This window comes from Halovivax asiaticus JCM 14624 (assembly GCF_000337515.1).
Classification (GTDB): domain Archaea; phylum Halobacteriota; class Halobacteria; order Halobacteriales; family Natrialbaceae; genus Halovivax; species Halovivax asiaticus.
The window spans coordinates 380,634-400,243 of record NZ_AOIQ01000021.1 but is presented as its reverse complement, the minus strand read 5'-3'; the positions used below and the strand labels follow the sequence as shown (position 1 = coordinate 400,243).

Below are 19,610 nucleotides of genomic sequence, written 5' to 3'. Positions count from 1 at the left end.
ACCACCTGAACGCCAGAGAGCACATGCCGCTTACGCTCAGTTCACTTCGAAGACGATTCCTGCAAGGCGTTGCCGGTGGTGGCTCCGTGCTGCTGGCGGGCCAGCTCGCACAGACGAACGAATCCGACGACAACGGGTCGGGGTACGATGCGGACCGCGACGACGACCTGGCGCCGGCCCAGGAGCCGGACGTCGATCGCATCGCGGCCGATCCGACTGATCTCCCGCCCCCGGTCGACTGGGACGAACCACGCCGCCACGAGATCACGCTTCGAACGGAAGAACACGTCGCCGAGATCGAGCCCGAGGTGACCTATCAGTACATGACGTTCGAAGGGCGCATCCCGGGACCGCTGATCCGCGTTCGTCGCGGGGATACGATCCACCTGACGTTCGACGTTCCCGACGATCGCAACGCGCTCCCCCACAATATCGATTTTCACGCCGTCTACGGCCCGGGCGGCGGCGCCGACGACACCACGATCGCCCCCGGCGAAGGCCCAGTCGAGATCGAGTTTCGCGCGGAGTATCCCGGAATCTTCGATTATCACTGTGCGGTCCCGAACATGGATCACCACATCAGCTCGGGGATGTTCGGAGCGATACTCGTCGAACCCGAAGACGGACTGCCCGAGGTCGATCAGGAGTTGTACTTCGGACAGCACGAACTGTACACGAACGGCGAGGCCGGCGACGCGGGCCACCACCAGGTCGACTTCGACGCCATGGTAGCGGAGAATCCGACCTACGTGCTGCTGAACGGAGAAGCCTACGCGTTCGCGGAGGACGGCCCTTACGGGGCCGTCGAGGCGGAACGCGGCGAGCGAGTTCGGATCTACTACGCGAACGGCGGCCCGAACCTGACTGCGGCAGTGCACCCGATCGGGAACGTCTGGGAGACGCTCTACCGCGACGGAAGTTTCGGTGACGCCGCCAACTGGGTGGAGACGACGCCGGTCACGCCCGGGACGGTGACAGCCGCGGAACTCGACACGCCGGTTCCGGGCCCGATCAAACTCGTCGACCACGCGATCACGCGAACACTGAGGAAGGGCAACCTTGCTGCGATCGACGTCGCCGGCGACCCGAACGAATCGATCTACGACCCCGATCCCGAATAGAAGACGAGACGTTCGGAGACGAGACTGCGACCGGGTCGGCGGGCGTTCGACGCTGTCACGGTCCACTCGGCCGTCGGTGATCGCTACTCGTCCGCGGTAGTTGCCCCCGGCTCCGAGTCGGTTCCCAGGAATCGCCCCACGCCGACGGAGAGACCGACCGAGAGGGCGACCCCGATCACGGCGAAGGTGGCCATCGTCACGAGGAACGTCGGCGTCGAAACATCGAGGACGTAGCCGCCGATGGCGATCGAGGCCGCACCGAACCCGAACTCGCCGAGGTAGGTGTAGCCGTAGGAGAGACCGCGCGAATCGGGTGGCGTGTAGACCGCGACGGCCTCCTGGTAGAACGGCTGGATGGCAAAGAGGAAGAAGCCGAAGAGCGCGCTGAGCCCGACGACGGCAACCAGTCCGGCCGTCCCGCCGGCCTCGATCGAGAGGATCGGCACGAACGAGAGAGCTAGAATCGCCAGGACGGCGAAGAACGCGAGCAGACCCGTCGCCGGCCGGATCCGATCGGTTAGCCGACCACCGACGTACTGCCCGGCGATGCCGACGACGAGCAGGCCGACGTAGATGTAGTGACCCGGTTCGAAGCCCTCGAGCGACGGCCCCGGAGCGACGCCGGCCAGCACGGACGAGCCGTGCAAGATCTCCGGGAGGAACGTCAACATCCCGCGGTAGAACAGCCCCTCGAAGGTGACGATGACGAAGACGAGCGCGAAGGCACTCGCGAAGAGAACCCGACTGTTCCCGACGAAGTCCGCAAGCGATAGTGCCTCGTCGGCGCCGGCGTCGACGTCCGGGTCGACCGCGGCGGTCGGATCGAAGTCAGCGCGCAGGCCGTACACCGCGGCGAGCGCACCGGGTATCGCGAGGATCAGGGCCGTGGTCTGCCAGGTCAGGCCCAGAAACATGAGCGTCGCGGCGACGAACGGGCCGAGGGCGATCCCTGCGTTACCGGCCATGCCGTGCCAGGCGAAGACGCGACCGCGTTGCTCGACGCCCGTGCTGATCAGCGAGAGGCCGGCCGGGTGATAGATGCTCGCCGCGGCGCCCCAGCAGACGAGGCCGATCGCCACGCCGACGAGCGAGCCGCTCAGTCCGAGGATGACGAACGACGCGCTCATGCCGGCCAGACAGGTGACGACGAGGGTTTTGGCGCCGAATCGATCGGCGAGGATGCCGGCCGGGAGCGCGCCGAGGCCGAACGGTGCGTACCCCAGCGCGACGACGAGGCCGGCGAGCAGGGTCGATACCTCGAACTCGGCGAGCCAGACGACCAGAAAGATCGGGATCGAGGTCTCGAACCAGTGGACGAGCCCGTGGCCAGTCATCGCGAAGCCGGCGATCGCCCGGTCGTTTCCGGAGAGGCCCATGGTGATCTCGCCTAGAGGGGATCGATGTGGCTACTTATCCGCTTGGAAAGGGGCCGAGGCTACCGACACATGATACGTAGGTCTTCCACACAGCAGAGCGCTCATCAGGCCACGTCCAGTGATTTGCGGTCGACATCCGCAAGGGTCTCGAGTGCGTCAGCCTCTAGGAGGTGGCACTCGCCAGGTACGACCAGCAGATGGAGCGGGTCGCCGAAGTCACGCTCGGCGAGATCGGAGAGCGGCCCGCCATCCACCAGCGGATCGGGTGAGCCAGCCCGGGCGACGACGATCCCCACGAGGTCCGGGTACGCCTCGGTGAGGAGGGATGCCGCGGTATCCGCACGCATATACTCCTCCTCCGCGGCCTTGATGTCGAGGAAGACCAGCGTGTGGAGACCCCGATCGCGGTTCTCGTCGATCGTGTTCGTCACGCTCGCCGGGAGCCCGTCCGCGCCGTGGGCCCAGGGGAAGGGAAGCGTCGTCGAAGGACCAAACCGGTAGTTCTGCAAGCCAGTGAGTCCGCTCGCCGCGGTTTGAGCGGTCACGCCGTGGACGATTCGCGTCTCGATACCGCGTTCTTCGGCCCGCAGACGAAGGTCGACGTGCGTCGTCGAGATCATCGTATCGCCAGCGGTGCAAAAGACGGCGTCGCCGGACGCGGCCGCGTCGAGGATAGGATCGGGATCCTGCTCCACGCCCGCGCGGTCGCGTACCTCGATCTCGACGCCGTGATGATCGGCGAGCGCCTCGACGGTCGTCCCGATCAGTTCGCTCGTGTACCACTCTGCGAAGACCCGGTCGGCGTCGCGGATCGCCGCGCGACCTTCGACGGTGATCGAGCGCTCGTCGTAGAGACCGAGACCGACGAATGTGAGCATACCCGATCGTGGCCGCGAAGCGTCTTAGGCGAACGGATCCGTTCCCGCGGATCCACCGACGGTTCGACGCGGCCACCAGTTCCCTCCACCCGATCGCTTCAGTTCTCGCAGATCGCCTCGAGTTCGACCTCGACGAGGTGCTCGGGGTCGATCAGGCGCTCGACCTGGACCATCGTCGCCGCCGGGCGAACGTCGTCGAAGAACTCGGCGTGCGCAGCCCCGATCTCGGGCCAGTCGTCGATGTCGGTCACGAACAGGCGCGTTCGCACGACGTCCGATACCGACGCATCCGCCGCTTCGAGGGCGTCGATCCCCAGTTCGAGCGCGTGCCGTGTCTGTTCACGCGGCTCACCGACGCCGACCACGTCGCCGTTCTCGTCGGTCGCGGTCGTTCCCGAGACGTGGACGGTATCCCCGACGCGGACGGCACGCGAGTAGCCCACGGTATCTTCCCACTCGGTACCGCTCGCAACCTGACGGCGTTCCCGCGACATGCGAATGAACTGGTCGAAGGCGACAGAATACCTATCGGTATCGAGCCGATCGGCTCCATCGATTCGCCCACTGGAGCAGAAAAACGAGACTTCGACTACCCCTGCGACCTACGCCGACACCATGTCGCGGCAGGCGTCGGCACAGGTTCGCAGTTTGTCGGCACAGACCTGGCAGTGTTCGTGGTCGTGCTGCTCGCACTCGTCCGCACACTCCTCGGCGGCGTCGATGACGAGCTCCGAGAGGTCGACGCTGTACCCGGAGTTTCGCGACATGAAGCGTGCGTTCATCGACGTCAGGTCGGCCACGTCTCGACAGAGTCGGATACAGGTGGCCATCTCCTCACCCATCCCGATACACTCGTCGGCGCACCACTCGCAGGCCTGGGAGGCTTCCGAACAACTGTCGATACACCGCTCCATTCGCTGATCGTCGGCGACGTGCTTGATTTCTTGTAACGCCATCGCCGCTCACTCCACCGGCGGGCACCCTAATAGGACCCGTGGCGTATGCAACGGGCCGGTGCCGACGTCCCCTCACTCGTGGCCTTCGATCGGTACGGGTCCGGACGGTTCCGCGATGTACTCGAGATCGGACGACAACAGTGAGATGTCGACCGCCTCGACGGCTTCCTCCAGGTGCTCGATGCTGGAAACACCGACGATCGGTGCCGTGACCGGCTCCTGATGGAGGTGCCAGGCGATCGTGAGTTGCGCCATCGAGACGCCGTACTCCGCGGCGAGTTCCTCGATGCGCCGGTTGATCTCCTCGCCACCGCCCGCGCGGTACTTGACGTGTCGATCCGGACGGTTCTCGTTCTCCCGGCTGGCCCGCGACGTGGTGTCGAACTCGTCGTGCGGCCGGGTCAGGTATCCCCGCGCCATCGGGCTCCACGGGATGACGCCGATCCCCTCCCGCTCACACAGCGGCAGCATCTCGCGCTCCTCTTCGCGGTAGACGGGGTTGTAGTGGTTCTGCATCGAGACGAACCGTTCGAGACCGAGCCGATCGCTCGTGTGCAACGCCTCGGCGAACTGGTGGGCCCACATCGAGGAGGCGCCGAGGGAGCGCACCTGGTTCCGCCGGACGGCGTCGTCGAGCGCGCGAAGCGTCTCCGCGATCGGCGTGTCGTAATCCCAGCGATGGATCTGATACAGGTCGAGCGTGTCGAGCCCCAGCCGATCCAGCGAGTTCGAGAGTTCCTGCTCGATGGCCTTCCTGGAGAGGCCGCCTGCGTTGGGGTTGTCGTCGTCCATCGAGAAGTACACCTTCGAGGCGACGACGAGATCGTCCCGATCGTAGTCGGCGATCACGTCGCCGATCACCGACTCGCTCTCACCGTCGCGGTAAACGTTCGCCGTGTCGATGAAGGTGACACCGAGATCGATCGCGCGCTCGATGAGTTCGCGGCTCTCGTCGGCGGAGAGTTTCCAGCCATCGCCCTCGTAGCCGAAGTTCATCGTGCCAAGGCCGATTCGACTGACTGTCATCCCCGAGTCGCCGAGCGTCGTATACTCCATGGTGGGTACGCGTGCACGAGGACCAAAACTGTCGACCCTCCGGAACGCGTCGCCGGGCCCCCGCCAGCCGTGACCCAGGTGACTCGACGCCAGCGGACGTGCCCACTAACCGACGAAACGTGTGGCCTCATCGGACTGCCGTAGAAGGAATAAAGATCGGGCACTGTACCGATCCCCTCACCGGGTGGGACACGCGAAACGCGCCCCCGTCTGCGTACGGCGATTTGGGTTCGATACCGTCGTCTATTGCAGGAGGGAAGATCACCATCCGTCGCTACTCTAGCGGACGGTCAGAGGTCGCGAGTCTGAAACGACTCTTCCAGCGGCGTCACCGCGTCATCGATCAGTTTGACGGTCTCCATATCCGTTTCACACTCGGGAAATGCGCGCGTAGCGACAACCATGATCGCACCGTCGTCGAGTTCCTCCATATGCTCGGCTGGAAGGTCGAGCAACCACTCGCGGCCGTACCCCTCGACCATCTCAGGCGGGAACAGCATCAACCAGGTCGGGTGGTCGATTCGGTTGTTCGCGAGGGCCTCGTCGCTGACTGGATCGGGAATCTTGTACTCCGATCTGCCTTCCTGCCACCCTTCGACACGCCAATTGTGAATCCCGTACACGTATACGGGAGTAATGGCCTGATAGAGACGGGAGACAAACCCGAGCAGCGTAGTGAGTCTATCGGCACCATCGTCCGGCGATGTATAGTTATTACACGGCGTGTTAAATTCTATATTTTCTACACATCCTTGTGATGCTGACAACTGGGGTTCATAATGGTGAAATCCGCCATACAGAGACCCATGCAGTAGCAGACTGGACTCACTTTCCTGAAGATAGTCCGGTTCCCCCTCACGTTCCAAGAAATCAATACAATCTTGAAATACGTTTTCTACATTTTCAGTCCAGAAATTAATATATAGGCGGGAGTCACAATTTGAGGACATACTTGCCCATACATGATAAAGGCAAATAAAGAATTGGGAAAACAGTCAATCAGACTGCCGGACAGAAGACCTCACATGAGTCTAGACCCGCGGAGGTTCCGGATATCTTTACGAAGGTCTGTCCGGCAGCATCAGTCGCCGCTGGCGGTGTTTCGACTTCTAACCACTGGTACCCCTTTTGCGTGACTAGGTCACGTAGTTCGGTAGCGAGACGCTCCGTCCGAACGTACACGACCATCGTATCATCCGCCACATCGGCGTCCATCCCTCGTCGTGCTGTGAAGTATCGAGCGCCTTGTTCTCTAAGATCATCTAAGATCCTGTTGGCATACTTGTCCGGTTTGTTGTCATAGCTGGCTGGAATCTTCCGATTTTTCGATTCGTGATAGATCGCAGTCTGTCCGGTCGGATTTTCCACCGCGTCGAATTCCATCTTGTTACTCCTGACAGCATCTTCGACGAGAGCTTTGTCCCTGACGCCGTACATTTTCTCGGCGACGTCTTTGAGTTTCGTGTCGCTCATGTCGGACAGATCGACCTCGGGCTTCCAGCTGAGTCGGACGGTGTCACCGCCATCAGCGACGTGATTTCCGACACGGATCTCGAGGGTTGCGCCTTTGACCGCCTTGGACGACACACCGGGACTCGGCAGGTCGACGAGATAGGACCCACTACCGGCCCCATCCGTTTTCTCGACCACTCGCACCACGTCTTCGACATTTGACGCCCGATCGAGTTCATCGAGTTCCGTGGCGATCTTCCCGACGACCTCCGTGGAATCGTCCGCATTGGGATAGAGATGCTGTGTCCAGCCATTCGCGCTGAAATGATTACGTGAATGACCCTGCGCAAGCCCAACCCGGACGTCGTCAGCGAGAGCAGCTGGATAGGGAGTCCCACTCGTGTCGATGGTGAGCTCCAGATAGTCGTCGAGCGTTCCCTGGCTGGCGTCCCCGATGAACTCGATTCCACCAGTCCCGCCGGCATCTTCGACGACATCTTTCGCCCGTAATCGCTTGACGCCACCGAGATCGTCGATCGTGGTCACTGCGGTACGGATCTTCGAGGACCCGATATTGCCGTTATCGAGTGACTTGCCCACACCTCGCCAGAACTGCTCGGCACCGACCGAGAAGAACTTCTGTGGAGTCGTCTGGTCGAATTCGTCTATCAACCTGATTGCGTCCTCGCTTCCGTCCGTCCCGAGGAAGACCAGTGCATTGTACTGAGCGGCCCCGTCCAGCGCAGCGATTTCGTCGACCACGCGATTGACCACCGCCGTGTCGGCCTGATCGAGGGCGCGGATGACTCCTTCGCGTAGTGCCGGATCGACGTCGACCAGCCGGGTGCCGTCGAATTTGTCGAGTCGCTTCGCCGCCTCAACCGGTTCGTCCGTCTCCGTCACCAGTTGCTTCGCCAGGGCCCGTTGCTTCTGAAGCCCTCCGAGATCGTCGAATGTGTCGAGATTTCGCTCGATTCCCTGTAGTTCCTCGACGGTCGCACCTGTCCGGCTCAGGATCGGCCGGAGCGCGGCGGCCTCCTCGTTCGGGAAGCCGCCATCGGTCAGGATCTTGTGGGTCTGTTGTTTCGCAGCGGCCTCCTCGACCCGGGCAATGTCCTGGCCATCATCTAAGTTCGCGGTGACCTTGCCCGTAAAGTCGATGTCCAGTTCCGAGATCGGGAATTTGTGGTAGACCCAGCGGACTATCTGCCCGGGTTCGACTAGGTCTCGCTTGATCGCATTCGCGACGATCTTCGCACCTTTCCCAGCGGACTGTACGGTGTCGAGAGCCACCGAACCGCCGGCGACGAGCGCGCCGCCACCACCGGTGAACGGCGCCGAAACCGCACCGGCAATCGTCGTCGACGACAGGACGATACTGGCTCCCGCGAACACGCAGTCGGTCGCGTCGGAGAACGCGTCACCGGTGAACACTAGGCAATCGCGCGTATCAGCTACCGCACCCGCAACGGGGATGAACCCCGACAGAATCCAGCCGGCGACGTACGCCATGGATTCCGTGTCTTCCTCGTCGAAGTCGACGTTAGGCGGAACCCACGAGTCGAACCACTTGACCATAGTTCCCGTATATTCGACGCCGACTTCACCGAACACGGCACCGTACACCGCTCGCCGGTTGAACTCGGCGACCTGATCGTTGGTCTCCGCGAACTCCATCGCCCAGACGTGGCCTGCCTCGGGCCGCGGTGTGGTCGGTTCCGGATCCTCGTTGTCCGAAATGCCGTCGCCGTCGACGTCCGAATTCATCGGATCGAGGCCGTCGAGCGTCTCGACCTCCTCGTAGTCGGTGAGCCCGTCCGAGTCGGAATCCACTTTCGTCGGAATCGATCCTACCTTGTAGTACGAGATCGTCCGCGAAGATCCTCCGAGCAGTGAGATTTCGGTGTATTCACCTACTTCTTCGCCCTCTTCGAGCCCGTCGCCGTCCGTGTCAGGATCGAACGGATCGGTGCTAATCGTCCCATCGTTCCCCAGTTCGTTCATCACGCCCCCGGCGATCCCGAGGGTGATCCCCTCCCGTTCAAGCTGATCGGGTAACCCGTCGTCGTCGCTATCAAGGGCCCCCCTGACCCGCTGGAAGGTGTCGGGTAGGTCCTCAGCGCTCTCGGCGTGGAAGAAGCTACCCCCGGTCGTCTCCGCGATGGTGCGGAGTTCGGCCTTGTCGATGCTACTCCCCAGACCGACGGTGTTTATCTCGATACCTTTCGCCGCGGCCGTCTCAGCGACAGAGACGGGGTCGTCTCCCTGGTTCGTGCCACCATCGGCCAACAGAATGAGTTCGTCGTTACGGGTCGCCGACCCGTTCGCGACCAGTTCGTCGACGCCCGCCTGAAGGCCGGCCGCCGTGTTCGTCTGCCCGCCGACACCCAGTTGGTCGATGCTCGCGTTGACCTGCGCGTGGTCAGTCGTGAGTGGTCGGACCAGCCGCGACGAGCTGGCAAAGCCGGTCACACCGGCCAGTTCCTCGTCAGTCAACGAGGCGGTGAAGCGCTTTGCAGCCACTTTCGCGCTACTGAGGCGCTCACCGGTCATGCTCCCGCTCTCGTCGAGGACGAACATGACGTCCGCCGGCTCCACGTCGTACGACGACTGGCGCGGCGCGTCCCAGGCGTCGGCCATTTCGTCGACGTCGAACACTGCGAACGTCGAGAAGTGCGGCGTCGTCGCCGACACGGTGTTGTTCTCGGCGTCGACCGTCGAGTTCAGCGGGACGTACATCTGCGCGTCCGAGTCGTACGTCGCGATCGCGAGGGAATCCGTTTCGTTGGTGGTCTGGTTCTCCGCGCTCCGGTTCGCCTCGTACTCGATCGTGACCTCGGCTTCCTCGAACTCCCGTTCGGATTCGAGGTGGACCACGTCGGACGCGGTCACGTTCGCGACCCGCGGCCCGGTGATCGACTCGTTCGATTCCTCGGTGATCGTCACGCCACTGGCCACGTTGCCGTCGCCAGTCAGTTCGAGCGCGACGCCGACGGACTCGTTACTGGCGGTCGTCGTGTACGACTCGTTGCCGTCCAGCGTCCCGTCACCCGTCGTGTCCGGGTCAAGCGGGTCGGGACCGAGTTCGATCTCCTCGCCGTCGGGGAGACCATCGTCGTCGGTGTCGGGGTTCAGCGGATCGGTGCCGTAGTCGCGGAGTTCCTCGTCGTCAGGGAGCCCGTCATCGTCCGTGTCGACGAGATCCAGTCGCGTGCCGTTGTTGACCTCCTCGGCGTTCGTCAGTCCGTCGCCGTCGTAATCGTCCCGGGCATCAATCAAGCCGTTGCCGTCGCTGTCGGCCAACCACGGACTTAAGAACGGGTAGTTTGCCTGCACTCGATCGTCGAGTCCGGCGTCGGACGTGTCGACAACCGTCGGGTCGCCGACCGCCACCGCCGGACGGACGGTCGTATCGAGATAAGAGCCGTTCGACGGCCAGAAAACGAGCTGCTCGCCGTCGCGGACGCCGTCTCCAGACGTATCGGCGGCTTTCGGATCGAGGTCCACCGTCGGCGCGTGGCCGAACGGGAGCTGGAATGACGCATTCTCGACGTAGTCGGGGACGCCGTCGGCATCGGCGTCCGTCAGGAGACGAACGTCGCGAACGGCGAAGCTCGCGTTGTCGAGCTCTCGCGGCGTGACGACGATCTCCTCGTCGACGAAGTCGGTCACGTTCAGCCTGACACGGGACCAGTTGCCGTTGACGGGAGTCGACGCCGTTCGGATCGTGCCCGACGAGTTACGGGCGAGCACGTCAGCGGCTGCCGCGCTCCCACCGTCGAGCTTGACGAGGGCTTCCACCGTGGCTCGTCCGGTCTCGGGAACGTCGAGCGACCATACCGGCGTCGTCGTCCCGTCGACGGCTTCAGCGGGCTCGATGCGGTCGTTCGCCGCGATCGAGGTTACGTTGGCGTCCGTCTCGTGTTGCCACCGTAGCGTCCCATCGGGAGAGAGGGCCGTGACCGTCCCGGCCGTGGCATTCCCGGCGGATTCGGCCTCGACAAGGAGGTGACCGCTCGCGTCCAGTTCGGTTTCGCCGCCGAACGCGTCGACGACGGTGATATTGACCTCGTAGGTTCCGGGTTCGTCGTAGACGTGTTCGACCGACGGCGACGCGGTGGTCGTCGTCGTTCCGTCGCCGAAGTCCCACCGAACCTCGACGATCCGGTCGTCGTTACCCGGTTCGTTCACGAACGCCGCGAAGGACACCGGTTCGTCGACGACTGGCTTCGACGGCGTGTAAGTCGTTCCGCCGACCAGTCGTTCGACTGTGATCGGCTCCGTCGTCACCGTAGCCCCGGTGTCGGCGGCCGTGACGGCCACGACGTACTCGCCTTCCGGTACCCCGTTTAGGTTGAACGTCGTCGTCCCGGCGGACAACGACAGCGATGTCTCGTAGACGGTTCCGCCGCCAGTCGCGTCAACCGTCAGCGTGACGTCCCGCGCAGCGCCCGTTTCGAGTTGGATCGCGAGCGGCTCGTCGGTCGTGAACTCATTGGGCGGAGCCGACGCGGTCAAATCGTCTGCCGGCGGCGGATCGTCACCACCACCGCCGGAATCGACGACGATCGTCTGCGTCGACGCCGCGAGGTCGGCCCCGTCCGCTTCGATGTGGGCGACGTACTCGCCCGCCTGCATATCCTGGATCGTAAGCTGCTGGGACGTTGACCCCGCCGTGACGGCTTTCGACAGTAACTGCTGTCCCGACGCGGTCTCCAGAACGATGGTCGCGTCTCGCTGCTGGTCGGCGCTGAATTCGAGGGTCAGATCGTCACCCGGCACGAGATTCGTCTCCAAAGCCGCGATCGAAACCGAGGGCCCGGTCGGATTGTCGCCACCGGACGTTGTGACCGTGATCGTCCCCGTCGTATCCGTCGCCCCGTTCCCGTCCTCGATCGTTCCTACGTACTCGCCGGGCTGCAGGTTCGAGATGCGGAAGACCTGCGGATAAGTTTCCGCCGTCGCCGGCTGGCTAAGTAGCTCCTGCCCACCTGTCGCCTTCAGACCGATTGTTACCGATCGGCTACTCGCGGCACTGAACTGCAGCGAAAGGTTATCCTCGGGTGTAAGTGACTGATCCTGTGCCGAGATCGAAACCTCGTTCGAGGCAGTTGCCATCAGCGACGAGTTGCTGCTGTGTGACGAATCGGCACCTAGGCGGTCGCTCGCAGGGGACTGCACTAGTGTCGAATCGGTCAACGCTGTTTTCCCCTCTCCAGTCGCGACGTCGCCAGCAACGGTTGAGTCGTCGACCGTGTCGTCCCCGGTATCGACGCGCGTCCCGGTCACCTCGTCGGACACCGAGGGCTGTTCACCAACGATCGACCCGCGATCAAGCGATTGTCCGTCTACGGTCAGCCCGGTGACTGTTGGCTGATCGCCACCGATCGTCCCGTCACTGGTCCGGTTTGTCCCGACGTAGATCGTTCCGTCAGCGAGCGTTTCCAGGCCGACAACCGCGGTCCGCCGGTCGACCGGGACGTCGATCTGTTCCATTTCGTCGCCGGTCGCCGGATCAAACCGGAGTAGCGAGGGCGCCGTGACGCTGGTGCCGCGTTCGGCGACGAACACGTTCCCGTCAGCATCAATCGCGAGTTCGCTCGCGCCGCCCTCTACGGCTGTGGTCCACAGGTCGCTCCCGTCCTGCGGATCGACTTTCCGAACGCCCCGCTCCGTGGCGACGAACAGGCCGCCGCTCGGCCCCTGTTCGATATCGGTGACCTGTCGCGGCTCTATCGTTCGCTTCCAGTCGGGCTCGAATGATCCGCCCTCGGTCGGCCCGTCCGGGGCGGAGACGCGCGCGAATTCGGCTCCCGATTCGCGACCGTCGAGATAGAGGCCCACGTACACGCTCCCGTTGTGTCCATGGGCGACGTCGTCGACGCGGTAGTCGGGTCCCTGTTCGGTGAAGAACGAGACGGTCCACGGCCGATATCCATTGGCGGCGTCGACGGCCGTGATATTCCCGCCGGCGGGGACATCCGCGGCCGCAATGACGCCGTCGGCGCGGGTGGTCGACAGGCTTGTCAGGCCGGGTGCGAAGGGAATCTCGGTGACCGTCGCGCCGTCGAACCAGTCGAGCTGGTGGATCGTCCCGACGCCGGTTACTCCGCTGTACAGTGCGCCATCCGGATCCGCTGTCAGCTCCGTCTCTCCGGCGTCGTCGATCCGGCGTTCCCAGGTGACCGTCCCCGTTTCGGGATCTAGCTTACCGACGGTCCCGTTGTCGGTGCCAACGTAGACGCCGGCTGCCTGCTCGCGGTCGATCGGCTCTGGTCGCTCGATGCGCGTCGCATCCTCCCACGCGGTCCGATTCATTACCGTCACGAAACCGAGCGACGGTGCCGTCGCCCGAGCGAGACGGTCGGTCTCGTCGATATCGGTCTGAAGCGGCTGCCAGCCACCGACGCCGCCGCCGTTCCAGAAGTAGACGGCGAGCGAATCAAATGCCGAAGCCGGGACGGACTCGTCGATCGGAATGGACACGGTCGCCCCGTCGGTTTGGCCGCCGTCGGCCCGTTGAATGCGCACCGTCGGTCCCGCACTCGGGAGTTCGTGATCACCGTCGAGGGGGAACGTCGTGAACGAGACGTTCCTGGCGTCCAGCGACGGGTCCGACCAGTTGACCGTCACGCCGGTAGCGTCGTCGGAAGCGCTCCCGTTCTCTCCGGCCGCAGAATAGTCCGTACTAGCGGGATTACGCATCCCAATCGAGTTGGTGTCAGGTCCTTGCTCCCAGTTCCCGGTTAATTCGGGTTCCGGTTGATTCGTGGCGTACGGCGAATCCGCCGCCCAGACGGACCCGATCGGCCAGGTAATGAGCAAGACACTGAAAACGATAGCGACAACGTGCCGACGCGAAACCATCATTCACCCCGACTTATCAATGCCGAATATAAATAACTATTCATAATGTCCTATGCTTTTGGGAGAAAGATATTAACCAGACAGCGATCCGAAAGCCAGCTACGTAAGCAAACAGGAGAGAACAATCCGGGGAGGTCAGATAGGCAATATCAGCCTGTACAGTGTCAGCAGTTCACTTCGGTCGTGTATAACGTCGAGCTCGTTCAGCTTCACGAAAACAGGAGAACAGACACCGCAAGTGTCGCTAACCGAGCATCTCGGAATCACCCCAGCCATTACACCCCGGATGTACCACCAAAATGGTTCGATTCCCCCTTAAAGACCGATATGCGAGGTCGACGACGGCAGGTCGTCATCGTCGTCCACGTCGTCGGCGGGTGACGTCGTCGCCTCGTCGATGCCGCCCTCGTTCGCGAACGTCACACCAGAGTCGGACAGGTAGACACCACCGTCCTCGACGGTCGTCTCGATCGGGACGAGTCGCGTCCCCGCTGCCTCGCCATTGTCACAGCCGCCAGCACACGAGTCGAACGTCGAACCGTGGCGCGGGCAGATGATTTCGCCGTCGCGCATCGCCGCACCGCGGCCCACGTCCAGGCGTTGTGCTTCGTGCGTACAGCGGTTGATCCAGCCCTCGACGCCGTCGTCGCAAGGAACCAAGATGACCTCGTCGAGTTCACCGTAGGCGTCGCGGACGGTGAACAGCCACGATCCCTCGTCGTGGACGGTGTCGACGCTCGTGAGGTGCGTGCCGTCTGTCATGGGGACGGCTTTCCGACGGCGCGACAAAACTCCCGCGGGTCGAGACACGATGAGGCTGAACACCACCCGCCGAAGCCGGCCGAAGCGACATCGTTAGGGCCGGCCGGCCGCGAGAGGCGAACATGGAAGTGCCGTGCGTCCGGGTGCGACGCGAGGACGGTGAGACGGCGCGCAAGCACCTCGCCGACGACGATCTCGTCGCCGACGGGTTCGAGATCACCCACGAAGACGGCTGGCTGTACATTCCCGTCACGGACGAGGCGATGGTCCCCGAAGGGATGGACGTGATCGACCGCGACGCGCCCGAACGCGAGACGCAAACGGCGCCCGCGGACCTGCTAGGGTTCGAGCCCTCCTACGAGCGACTGGGTCGGGCAGTCATCGTCGACGAGGACGATGTCGATCGGGCCCACGAGATCGCCGACGCCATCGTCGCCTCCGACCTCCCGGTCGACGTCGTGCTGAACAAGGCCTCGAAAGTGAAAGGTGAAACGCGCGTGCGGGACTGGGAGGTGCTTGCCGAGGCAAACGAACCGACCGAGGAGCGCGCTAGCGGCGACGACAGGCCGAGTACCGAGGTCGTCCACCGTGAGTACGGCCACGCGTTCGCACTGGACCTCGCCGAGGTGTACTTCTCGCCCCGCCTCGCGACGGAACGCCACCGCGTCGCCGAACAGGTCGCGGCGGGCGAGCGCGTCTTCGACATGTTCGCCGGCGTGGGGCCGTACGTGATCCCGATGGCCGCCCGCGGCGCTGAGTGTGTCGGCGTCGACGTCAACCCACGTGCGATCGAGTACCTCCGGGAGAACGCCGCGCGCAACGACGTGGCCGAGCGAGTGACCGCGATCAACGACGACGTGCGCGACGTCGCCGGCGAGTACGCCGATTGGGCCGACCGAATCGTGATGAACCTGCCCCACAGTGCCGACGAGTTCGTCGACAGCGCCGCCGCCGTCGCGGGCGACGACTGTACGATCCACTTCTACGACATCCAGCACGAGGACGACCCCTTCGGACCCGGCGAGCGCGCAATCCGTGCCGCCGCCGAACCCGACTACGACGTCACTGTCGAGACCCGACGCGAGGTCAGATCCTACGCGCCCCACGAACTCAACGTCTGTCTCGACGTTCGCCTCACCCGGTGACCGCACCGCGACGATTCGCAATCCTTATGGCTGCCATCGGCCCTACCATTGAGTGAACGCGACCCACCCGAGACACGCGACGTGTCGGCGGGCGGATCGCACGCGCCGGTGTAGCTCAGACTGGCAGAGCGAATCCTTCGTAAGGATTAGGTCGAGGGTTCAAATCCCTCCACCGGCTCTTTTTGTTCGAACGCCAATGAGAACGAAAGAGCAACTGGAGGGGTTTGAATCAGGGAGAGCGCAGTCTCGCGAACGAAGTGAGCGAGGAAGCGATCGACCGTGGTTCACAATCCCTCCACCGGCTTCTTTTGCTGCGAGCAAATTCGCGAGCAGCAGATACGCTCTGGAGGGATTTGAACTACGGAACGAGGGAGCGAAGCGACCGAAGTTCAGGTGGTTCACAATCCCTCCACCGGCTCTTTCTGCGACGAACGGAGCGTGGTTCAGAGCGAAGCGGGAACCACGAATAGTGAACGGCGGAGCCGTGAGCAACGTGTCTCAGTCTGCCCTGTCGAGGCACACTCGATGTCGGCGGTGGCCGGCATCAGGGAGTCGATGTGGATTCAATCGTTTCGAACGGGAGACCGCCAACGCAGATCCGAGCGGTAGGCGCGCCGGGGACCGATCGCAGATCAGACTTGTTCGACGGTGATCTCGTCGCCGTCGATCGTAATCGTACAGCCGGTGTACTCGAACGTGAGGAGCGGGCTTTCGCGGCCGGGTTTCGAGAAGATCGCATCGAGCGCATCGGGATCGATCGCGTCGTACAGAGGTGGGAGTGGATCGGCCCCAGCGTCCGGAAGGATCGGTCGATCGAGTGCCGTGGAGACGGCCTCCAAGACGCCCTCAGTTGGTGTCTCGGCGCCGGATCGCTGGTAGGTGAACGAGCGCTCGTCGCGGACGGCCGATTCGGAGTCTGTGTCTGCGTACATTGAGAATCTGTTTCCAGTTAGTCGGACTGGGAGGGTAGGTAGCGTGGTTGATTGATCAATACTTTAAGTGGGTTCGGCTATCTCAGCTTACGCGTCTTCAGCAGCACCCATCGGCGACAGATCACTCGCAACGGTCTCGGCGAGCAAGTTCGACTCGCCACGTCTGATGATCGCCGAGAGTGCTTGCTCCGAGATGTCGAAGTCGGCAGCCAGCGACTCGAGTGTCGTCTGGCGTGGAACCGCGAAGTAGCCGGCTTCGAACGCCGCACGCAACACCTCTCGCTGGCGCTCGGTCACGGCAGCCGGTTCGACGCTCCGTGACTCGTCTTGGTACAGACCGAGGAGTCTAAATTCGAGATCTCGATCGGCGCACAACCGACGATAGGCCGTCAGCGACTCCCTGTCGGGAACGCGGACGCGATACCGAACAGTCTCACCCGATCCGGATATTTCCAGAAACGTTAGCCCCTCGTCGACGGCCGCGGGGTAGGTCATACCCGCCGCTCCCTCGGGTGACAGTTCCAGTCGATAGAGACGACGGTCGTCCATTTCCGCGAGTAGACACGCTGTCGACACCGTCGAATCGGCCCCGATCGCTTCGTGAAAGGTGGTGAGATCTGAGTTATCTCCCATCGCCCACGCCGTGAGAAACGGAGTTCCCTCGATCGAGACGAACTCGTCTTCGACCTTGAAGTCGACGGACGGAACGGCCCTCCGCGCCTCCACGAGGATCGGCGTGTTCAGTGTAAACTCGGCGATGAGACTCATCGGTGCGACGCCTACCACACCATTCGATAAAAATCGACTGGTGGGTGCAGGGATCGGATCAGGACGAACAGGCCACATCGTCTATGAGGGCGTGAGGAGGCAGCGAAGACGAAATCGTCAGCGTCGGTCAGCAGGCAGGTCTACCACAGCGGAACAGTCACGAGGACGACCGAAAGCAGGAGAACCAGTCCGTCGGCCCGGGCGAACGACAGTGGCGGGAGCGTCGGATTCCAGGCGAAACACCGCGCCTGCAGGGCGACGGAGAGGCGATCCGCGCGCACGAACGCCCTGGTGAGTCCGCGACTGCTTAGCACCACTGCTCGCTCGGTAGCGCTGCGCTCCGTTCCCAGGCGAGCTGCCATCGCGTCCCTGATCGTCCCGATGTCACGCCGCAGGACCGGGACGAAGCGGAAGACGAGTGAGACGCCGATTCCGAGCAGGCGCCCCGGCGTGCCGGGAACGAGCGACTGGATCGCCGCACGGGAGTGGCGCACCGGCGTCGACCGGACGTAGGCTGCACTGACGAGGAGGACGAGTCCGACTCCGTACGCCGCGTGGGCCGTCCGAACCCCGTCCGCGAGGTCGATCCACGGCGGCCCGATCGTTACCGCGGCGATCAGGACCGAGAGACACAGAATGCCGAAGGGGTAGCGATAGCCGAACAGCACGCGAGGGGGCGACAGGTTCGCACTCAGCAGGACACCGAGTGCGAGGAGCGAGAGGACTCCGAGAGGTGCCAGCGCTGGACGAGAGATGGCCGCAACCGCGAACGCGACCTGAAAGGCCAGTTTCGCGCGCGGATCGAGCGCGTGTGCGACGGTTTCGTCGGGTTCGTACGTGAGCATCGGTCACCCCACCGAGCCGGCGTCGAATACGTCAGACAGCGATGGGTCAGGGAGTTCGTCAGGTGTCCCGTCGTGGACGAGTCGACCGTCTCCCATCACGACGATTCTGTCGGCCAGGTCAGCGACACTGCCGGGTGCGTGTGTCGAGACCACGATGCTCGTTCCATCGCGTGAGAGGGCGCGAAGCTGGGCGTGAACGGATTGGCGAGACGGCCGATCCAGACCGGTGAACGGTTCGTCGAGTACCAGATGGGTCGGCTCCATGGCGAGCGCGCCGGCGATAGCGACGCGGGCCTGCTCCCCGCCGGACAGTTCGTCGATCCGGTCGGTCGTCCGTCCCTGCAAATTGACGGCTTCGAGGGCCCGCTCGACACGGTCGTCAATCTCCGAACGGTCGAGGCCGAGATTCTCCGGCCCGAACGCGACGTCCGAGCCGACGGTCGCCGCGACGAACTGGTCACGTGGGTGCTGAAACACCATCCCGACTGCGGTACGGGCAGCGACGACGTCCTCGTCGACGGCCCGCCCGTTCACCCGGACGGTTCCCGAATCAGGGGCAAGCAAACCGTTCGCGTGCCGGAGGAGCGTCGTCTTGCCGCTGCCGTTCGGACCGACGAGCACGACGAATTCACCGTCGTCGATCGTCGCCGAAACAGAATCCAGGACGGGCGTGTCACCGTAGGCGAACGAAACGGTATCGTATTCGATCATTGGATGGGGAGAGTGGAGTTAGAACCCGCTGGAAGAGTCCGTTCACGACAGTTCGTACCGGCCATCTCTGACGAGGGCTATCGTTGCCGCCATCTTCAGCACTTCGCCGATGACGAACGGAGCGACGAACTGGGCGACCGCTTCGACAGGTGAGAGAGACAGCAGCCACATCGCGTATCCTGCACCGATCGCATACACGATGAGCGTCCCGACCGAAAGGGCGACGACGAGTCTCCCCAGCCCCACAGTCGCGGGATCGCGAACCTCGAGTGAATCGAAGAATCCGCCGGACGGTGTTTCGTCCGCGGTCGGATCGATCGAGCCGAATCCAAATCCGGTCCGTCCGTGAACGAGCGCGCCGATGACGAACGCGGCGATCGGATACGACCAGAGGAATCCACCAGTCTTTCCGAACAGGTGGCCGATCCCGGCATGGCCTCCGGCGAAAATCGGTGCCCCAGCGCCACCGGCCGTGAGGTACAGCAGCAACGATACCGACCCCCAGACCGGACCGAGATAGAGGCCAGCGAGAAAGACGAACAGGACCTGCAACGTCAGCGGCGCGGGCGAGAACGGGATCGGGATCGAAACGAACGCGACGGCTCCCGTCAACGCAGCCAGCAACGCCGCCCGGGCGAACGGGCGAACGATCGACTCAGGGACGAGCGCCACGGAGTCGTACTCGTGATCGGTCGACATACCGACCACTGATTCGTAAACCGCCCTATAGGCTTCGGTTTA

15 protein-coding genes and 1 tRNA gene are annotated in these 19,610 nt (G+C 63.5%); 3 read left to right on the top strand and 13 right to left on the bottom strand.

Going from position 1 to position 19,610, the window contains the following annotated elements; translation table 11 throughout:
• The first annotated feature begins 86 nt into the window (after window positions 1–86).
• Entirely contained in the window at window positions 87–1,121 is a 1,035-nt protein-coding gene (gene nirK, locus C479_RS14515; protein WP_007704166.1) for a copper-containing nitrite reductase, read from the top strand.
• A gap of 83 nt (window positions 1,122–1,204) precedes the next feature.
• On the opposite strand, the gene C479_RS14510 is transcribed toward nirK, so the two are convergent.
• From C479_RS14510 to C479_RS14475, 8 genes are all read right to left on the bottom strand, one after another.
• Window positions 1,205–2,497 carry an MFS transporter gene (locus C479_RS14510; protein ID WP_007704165.1) on the bottom strand — a complete coding sequence of 431 codons (1,293 nt, stop codon included), beginning with the start codon at window positions 2,495–2,497 and terminating at the stop codon, window positions 1,205–1,207.
• Window positions 2,498–2,601: 104 nt separating this feature from the next.
• Window positions 2,602–3,375: a diphthine synthase gene (gene dph5 / locus C479_RS14505; RefSeq protein WP_007704162.1), complete on the bottom strand. Its 774-nt coding sequence runs from the start codon at window positions 3,373–3,375 to the stop codon at window positions 2,602–2,604.
• Between the two features lie 98 nt (window positions 3,376–3,473).
• On the bottom strand, window positions 3,474–3,869 hold the full coding sequence (locus C479_RS14500; RefSeq protein ID WP_007704159.1) for a RidA family protein: 396 nt from the start codon (window positions 3,867–3,869) through the stop codon (window positions 3,474–3,476).
• A gap of 108 nt (window positions 3,870–3,977) precedes the next feature.
• Window positions 3,978–4,331, bottom strand: coding sequence for a four-helix bundle copper-binding protein (locus C479_RS14495; protein ID WP_007704156.1), 354 nt, complete (start codon window positions 4,329–4,331; stop codon window positions 3,978–3,980).
• A 72-nt stretch (window positions 4,332–4,403) separates the two neighbouring features.
• On the bottom strand, window positions 4,404–5,387 hold the full coding sequence (locus C479_RS14490; RefSeq protein WP_007704154.1) for an aldo/keto reductase: 984 nt from the start codon (window positions 5,385–5,387) through the stop codon (window positions 4,404–4,406).
• 290 nt (window positions 5,388–5,677) lie between these two features.
• Window positions 5,678–6,010: a hypothetical protein gene (locus tag C479_RS14485; protein ID WP_007704151.1), complete on the bottom strand. Its 333-nt coding sequence runs from the start codon at window positions 6,008–6,010 to the stop codon at window positions 5,678–5,680.
• A gap of 376 nt (window positions 6,011–6,386) precedes the next feature.
• Window positions 6,387–13,544 (bottom strand): VWA domain-containing protein, encoded by a 7,158-nt coding sequence (locus C479_RS14480; RefSeq protein WP_049907366.1) that lies wholly within the window; start codon window positions 13,542–13,544, stop codon window positions 6,387–6,389.
• 477 nt (window positions 13,545–14,021) lie between these two features.
• Complete coding sequence (locus C479_RS14475) at window positions 14,022–14,468, bottom strand: Rieske (2Fe-2S) protein (RefSeq protein ID WP_007704143.1); 447 nt, start codon at window positions 14,466–14,468, stop codon at window positions 14,022–14,024.
• Window positions 14,469–14,590: 122 nt separating this feature from the next.
• Here C479_RS14475 and C479_RS14470 point away from each other — a divergent pair, with 122 nt between their 5' ends.
• Window positions 14,591–15,613, top strand: coding sequence for a class I SAM-dependent methyltransferase (locus tag C479_RS14470; protein WP_007704140.1), 1,023 nt, complete (start codon window positions 14,591–14,593; stop codon window positions 15,611–15,613).
• 104 nt (window positions 15,614–15,717) lie between these two features.
• A tRNA-Thr gene (locus C479_RS14465) sits at window positions 15,718–15,791 on the top strand.
• Between the two features lie 454 nt (window positions 15,792–16,245).
• Here the strand turns inward: C479_RS14465 and C479_RS14460 are convergent.
• From C479_RS14460 to C479_RS14440, 5 genes are all read right to left on the bottom strand, one after another.
• Complete coding sequence (locus C479_RS14460) at window positions 16,246–16,545, bottom strand: HalOD1 output domain-containing protein (RefSeq protein ID WP_007704136.1); 300 nt, start codon at window positions 16,543–16,545, stop codon at window positions 16,246–16,248.
• A gap of 87 nt (window positions 16,546–16,632) precedes the next feature.
• Window positions 16,633–17,313 (bottom strand): helix-turn-helix domain-containing protein, encoded by a 681-nt coding sequence (locus C479_RS14455; RefSeq protein ID WP_049907364.1) that lies wholly within the window; start codon window positions 17,311–17,313, stop codon window positions 16,633–16,635.
• 140 nt (window positions 17,314–17,453) lie between these two features.
• Window positions 17,454–18,158, bottom strand: a complete 705-nt coding sequence (locus C479_RS14450; protein ID WP_007704130.1) for an energy-coupling factor transporter transmembrane component T family protein — start codon at window positions 18,156–18,158, stop codon at window positions 17,454–17,456.
• Window positions 18,159–18,161: 3 nt separating this feature from the next.
• On the bottom strand, window positions 18,162–18,869 hold the full coding sequence (locus tag C479_RS14445; protein WP_007704127.1) for an energy-coupling factor ABC transporter ATP-binding protein: 708 nt from the start codon (window positions 18,867–18,869) through the stop codon (window positions 18,162–18,164).
• A gap of 42 nt (window positions 18,870–18,911) precedes the next feature.
• Window positions 18,912–19,568, bottom strand: a complete 657-nt coding sequence (locus C479_RS14440; protein WP_007704126.1) for a biotin transporter BioY — start codon at window positions 19,566–19,568, stop codon at window positions 18,912–18,914.
• Window positions 19,569–19,610: the final 42 nt, after the last annotated feature.

What these genes read in the sequence shown, in the direction of transcription:
- C479_RS14510 (WP_007704165.1), bottom strand. Translation starts at nt 2,497, where the DNA reads ATGGGCCTCTCCGGAAACGACCGGGCGATCGCCGGCTTCGCGATGACT.
- dph5 (WP_007704162.1), bottom strand. Translation starts at nt 3,375, where the DNA reads ATGCTCACATTCGTCGGTCTCGGTCTCTACGACGAGCGCTCGATCACC.
- C479_RS14500 (WP_007704159.1), bottom strand. Translation starts at nt 3,869, where the DNA reads ATGTCGCGGGAACGCCGTCAGGTTGCGAGCGGTACCGAGTGGGAAGAT.
- C479_RS14495 (WP_007704156.1), bottom strand. Translation starts at nt 4,331, where the DNA reads ATGGCGTTACAAGAAATCAAGCACGTCGCCGACGATCAGCGAATGGAG.
- C479_RS14490 (WP_007704154.1), bottom strand. Translation starts at nt 5,387, where the DNA reads ATGGAGTATACGACGCTCGGCGACTCGGGGATGACAGTCAGTCGAATC.
- C479_RS14480 (WP_049907366.1), bottom strand. Translation starts at nt 13,544, where the DNA reads ATGCGTAATCCCGCTAGTACGGACTATTCTGCGGCCGGAGAGAACGGG.
- C479_RS14475 (WP_007704143.1), bottom strand. Translation starts at nt 14,468, where the DNA reads ATGACAGACGGCACGCACCTCACGAGCGTCGACACCGTCCACGACGAG.
- C479_RS14470 (WP_007704140.1), top strand. Translation starts at nt 14,591, where the DNA reads ATGGAAGTGCCGTGCGTCCGGGTGCGACGCGAGGACGGTGAGACGGCG.
- C479_RS14460 (WP_007704136.1), bottom strand. Translation starts at nt 16,545, where the DNA reads ATGTACGCAGACACAGACTCCGAATCGGCCGTCCGCGACGAGCGCTCG.
- C479_RS14455 (WP_049907364.1), bottom strand. Translation starts at nt 17,313, where the DNA reads ATGAGTCTCATCGCCGAGTTTACACTGAACACGCCGATCCTCGTGGAG.
- C479_RS14450 (WP_007704130.1), bottom strand. Translation starts at nt 18,158, where the DNA reads ATGCTCACGTACGAACCCGACGAAACCGTCGCACACGCGCTCGATCCG.
- C479_RS14445 (WP_007704127.1), bottom strand. Translation starts at nt 18,869, where the DNA reads ATGATCGAATACGATACCGTTTCGTTCGCCTACGGTGACACGCCCGTC.
- C479_RS14440 (WP_007704126.1), bottom strand. Translation starts at nt 19,568, where the DNA reads ATGTCGACCGATCACGAGTACGACTCCGTGGCGCTCGTCCCTGAGTCG.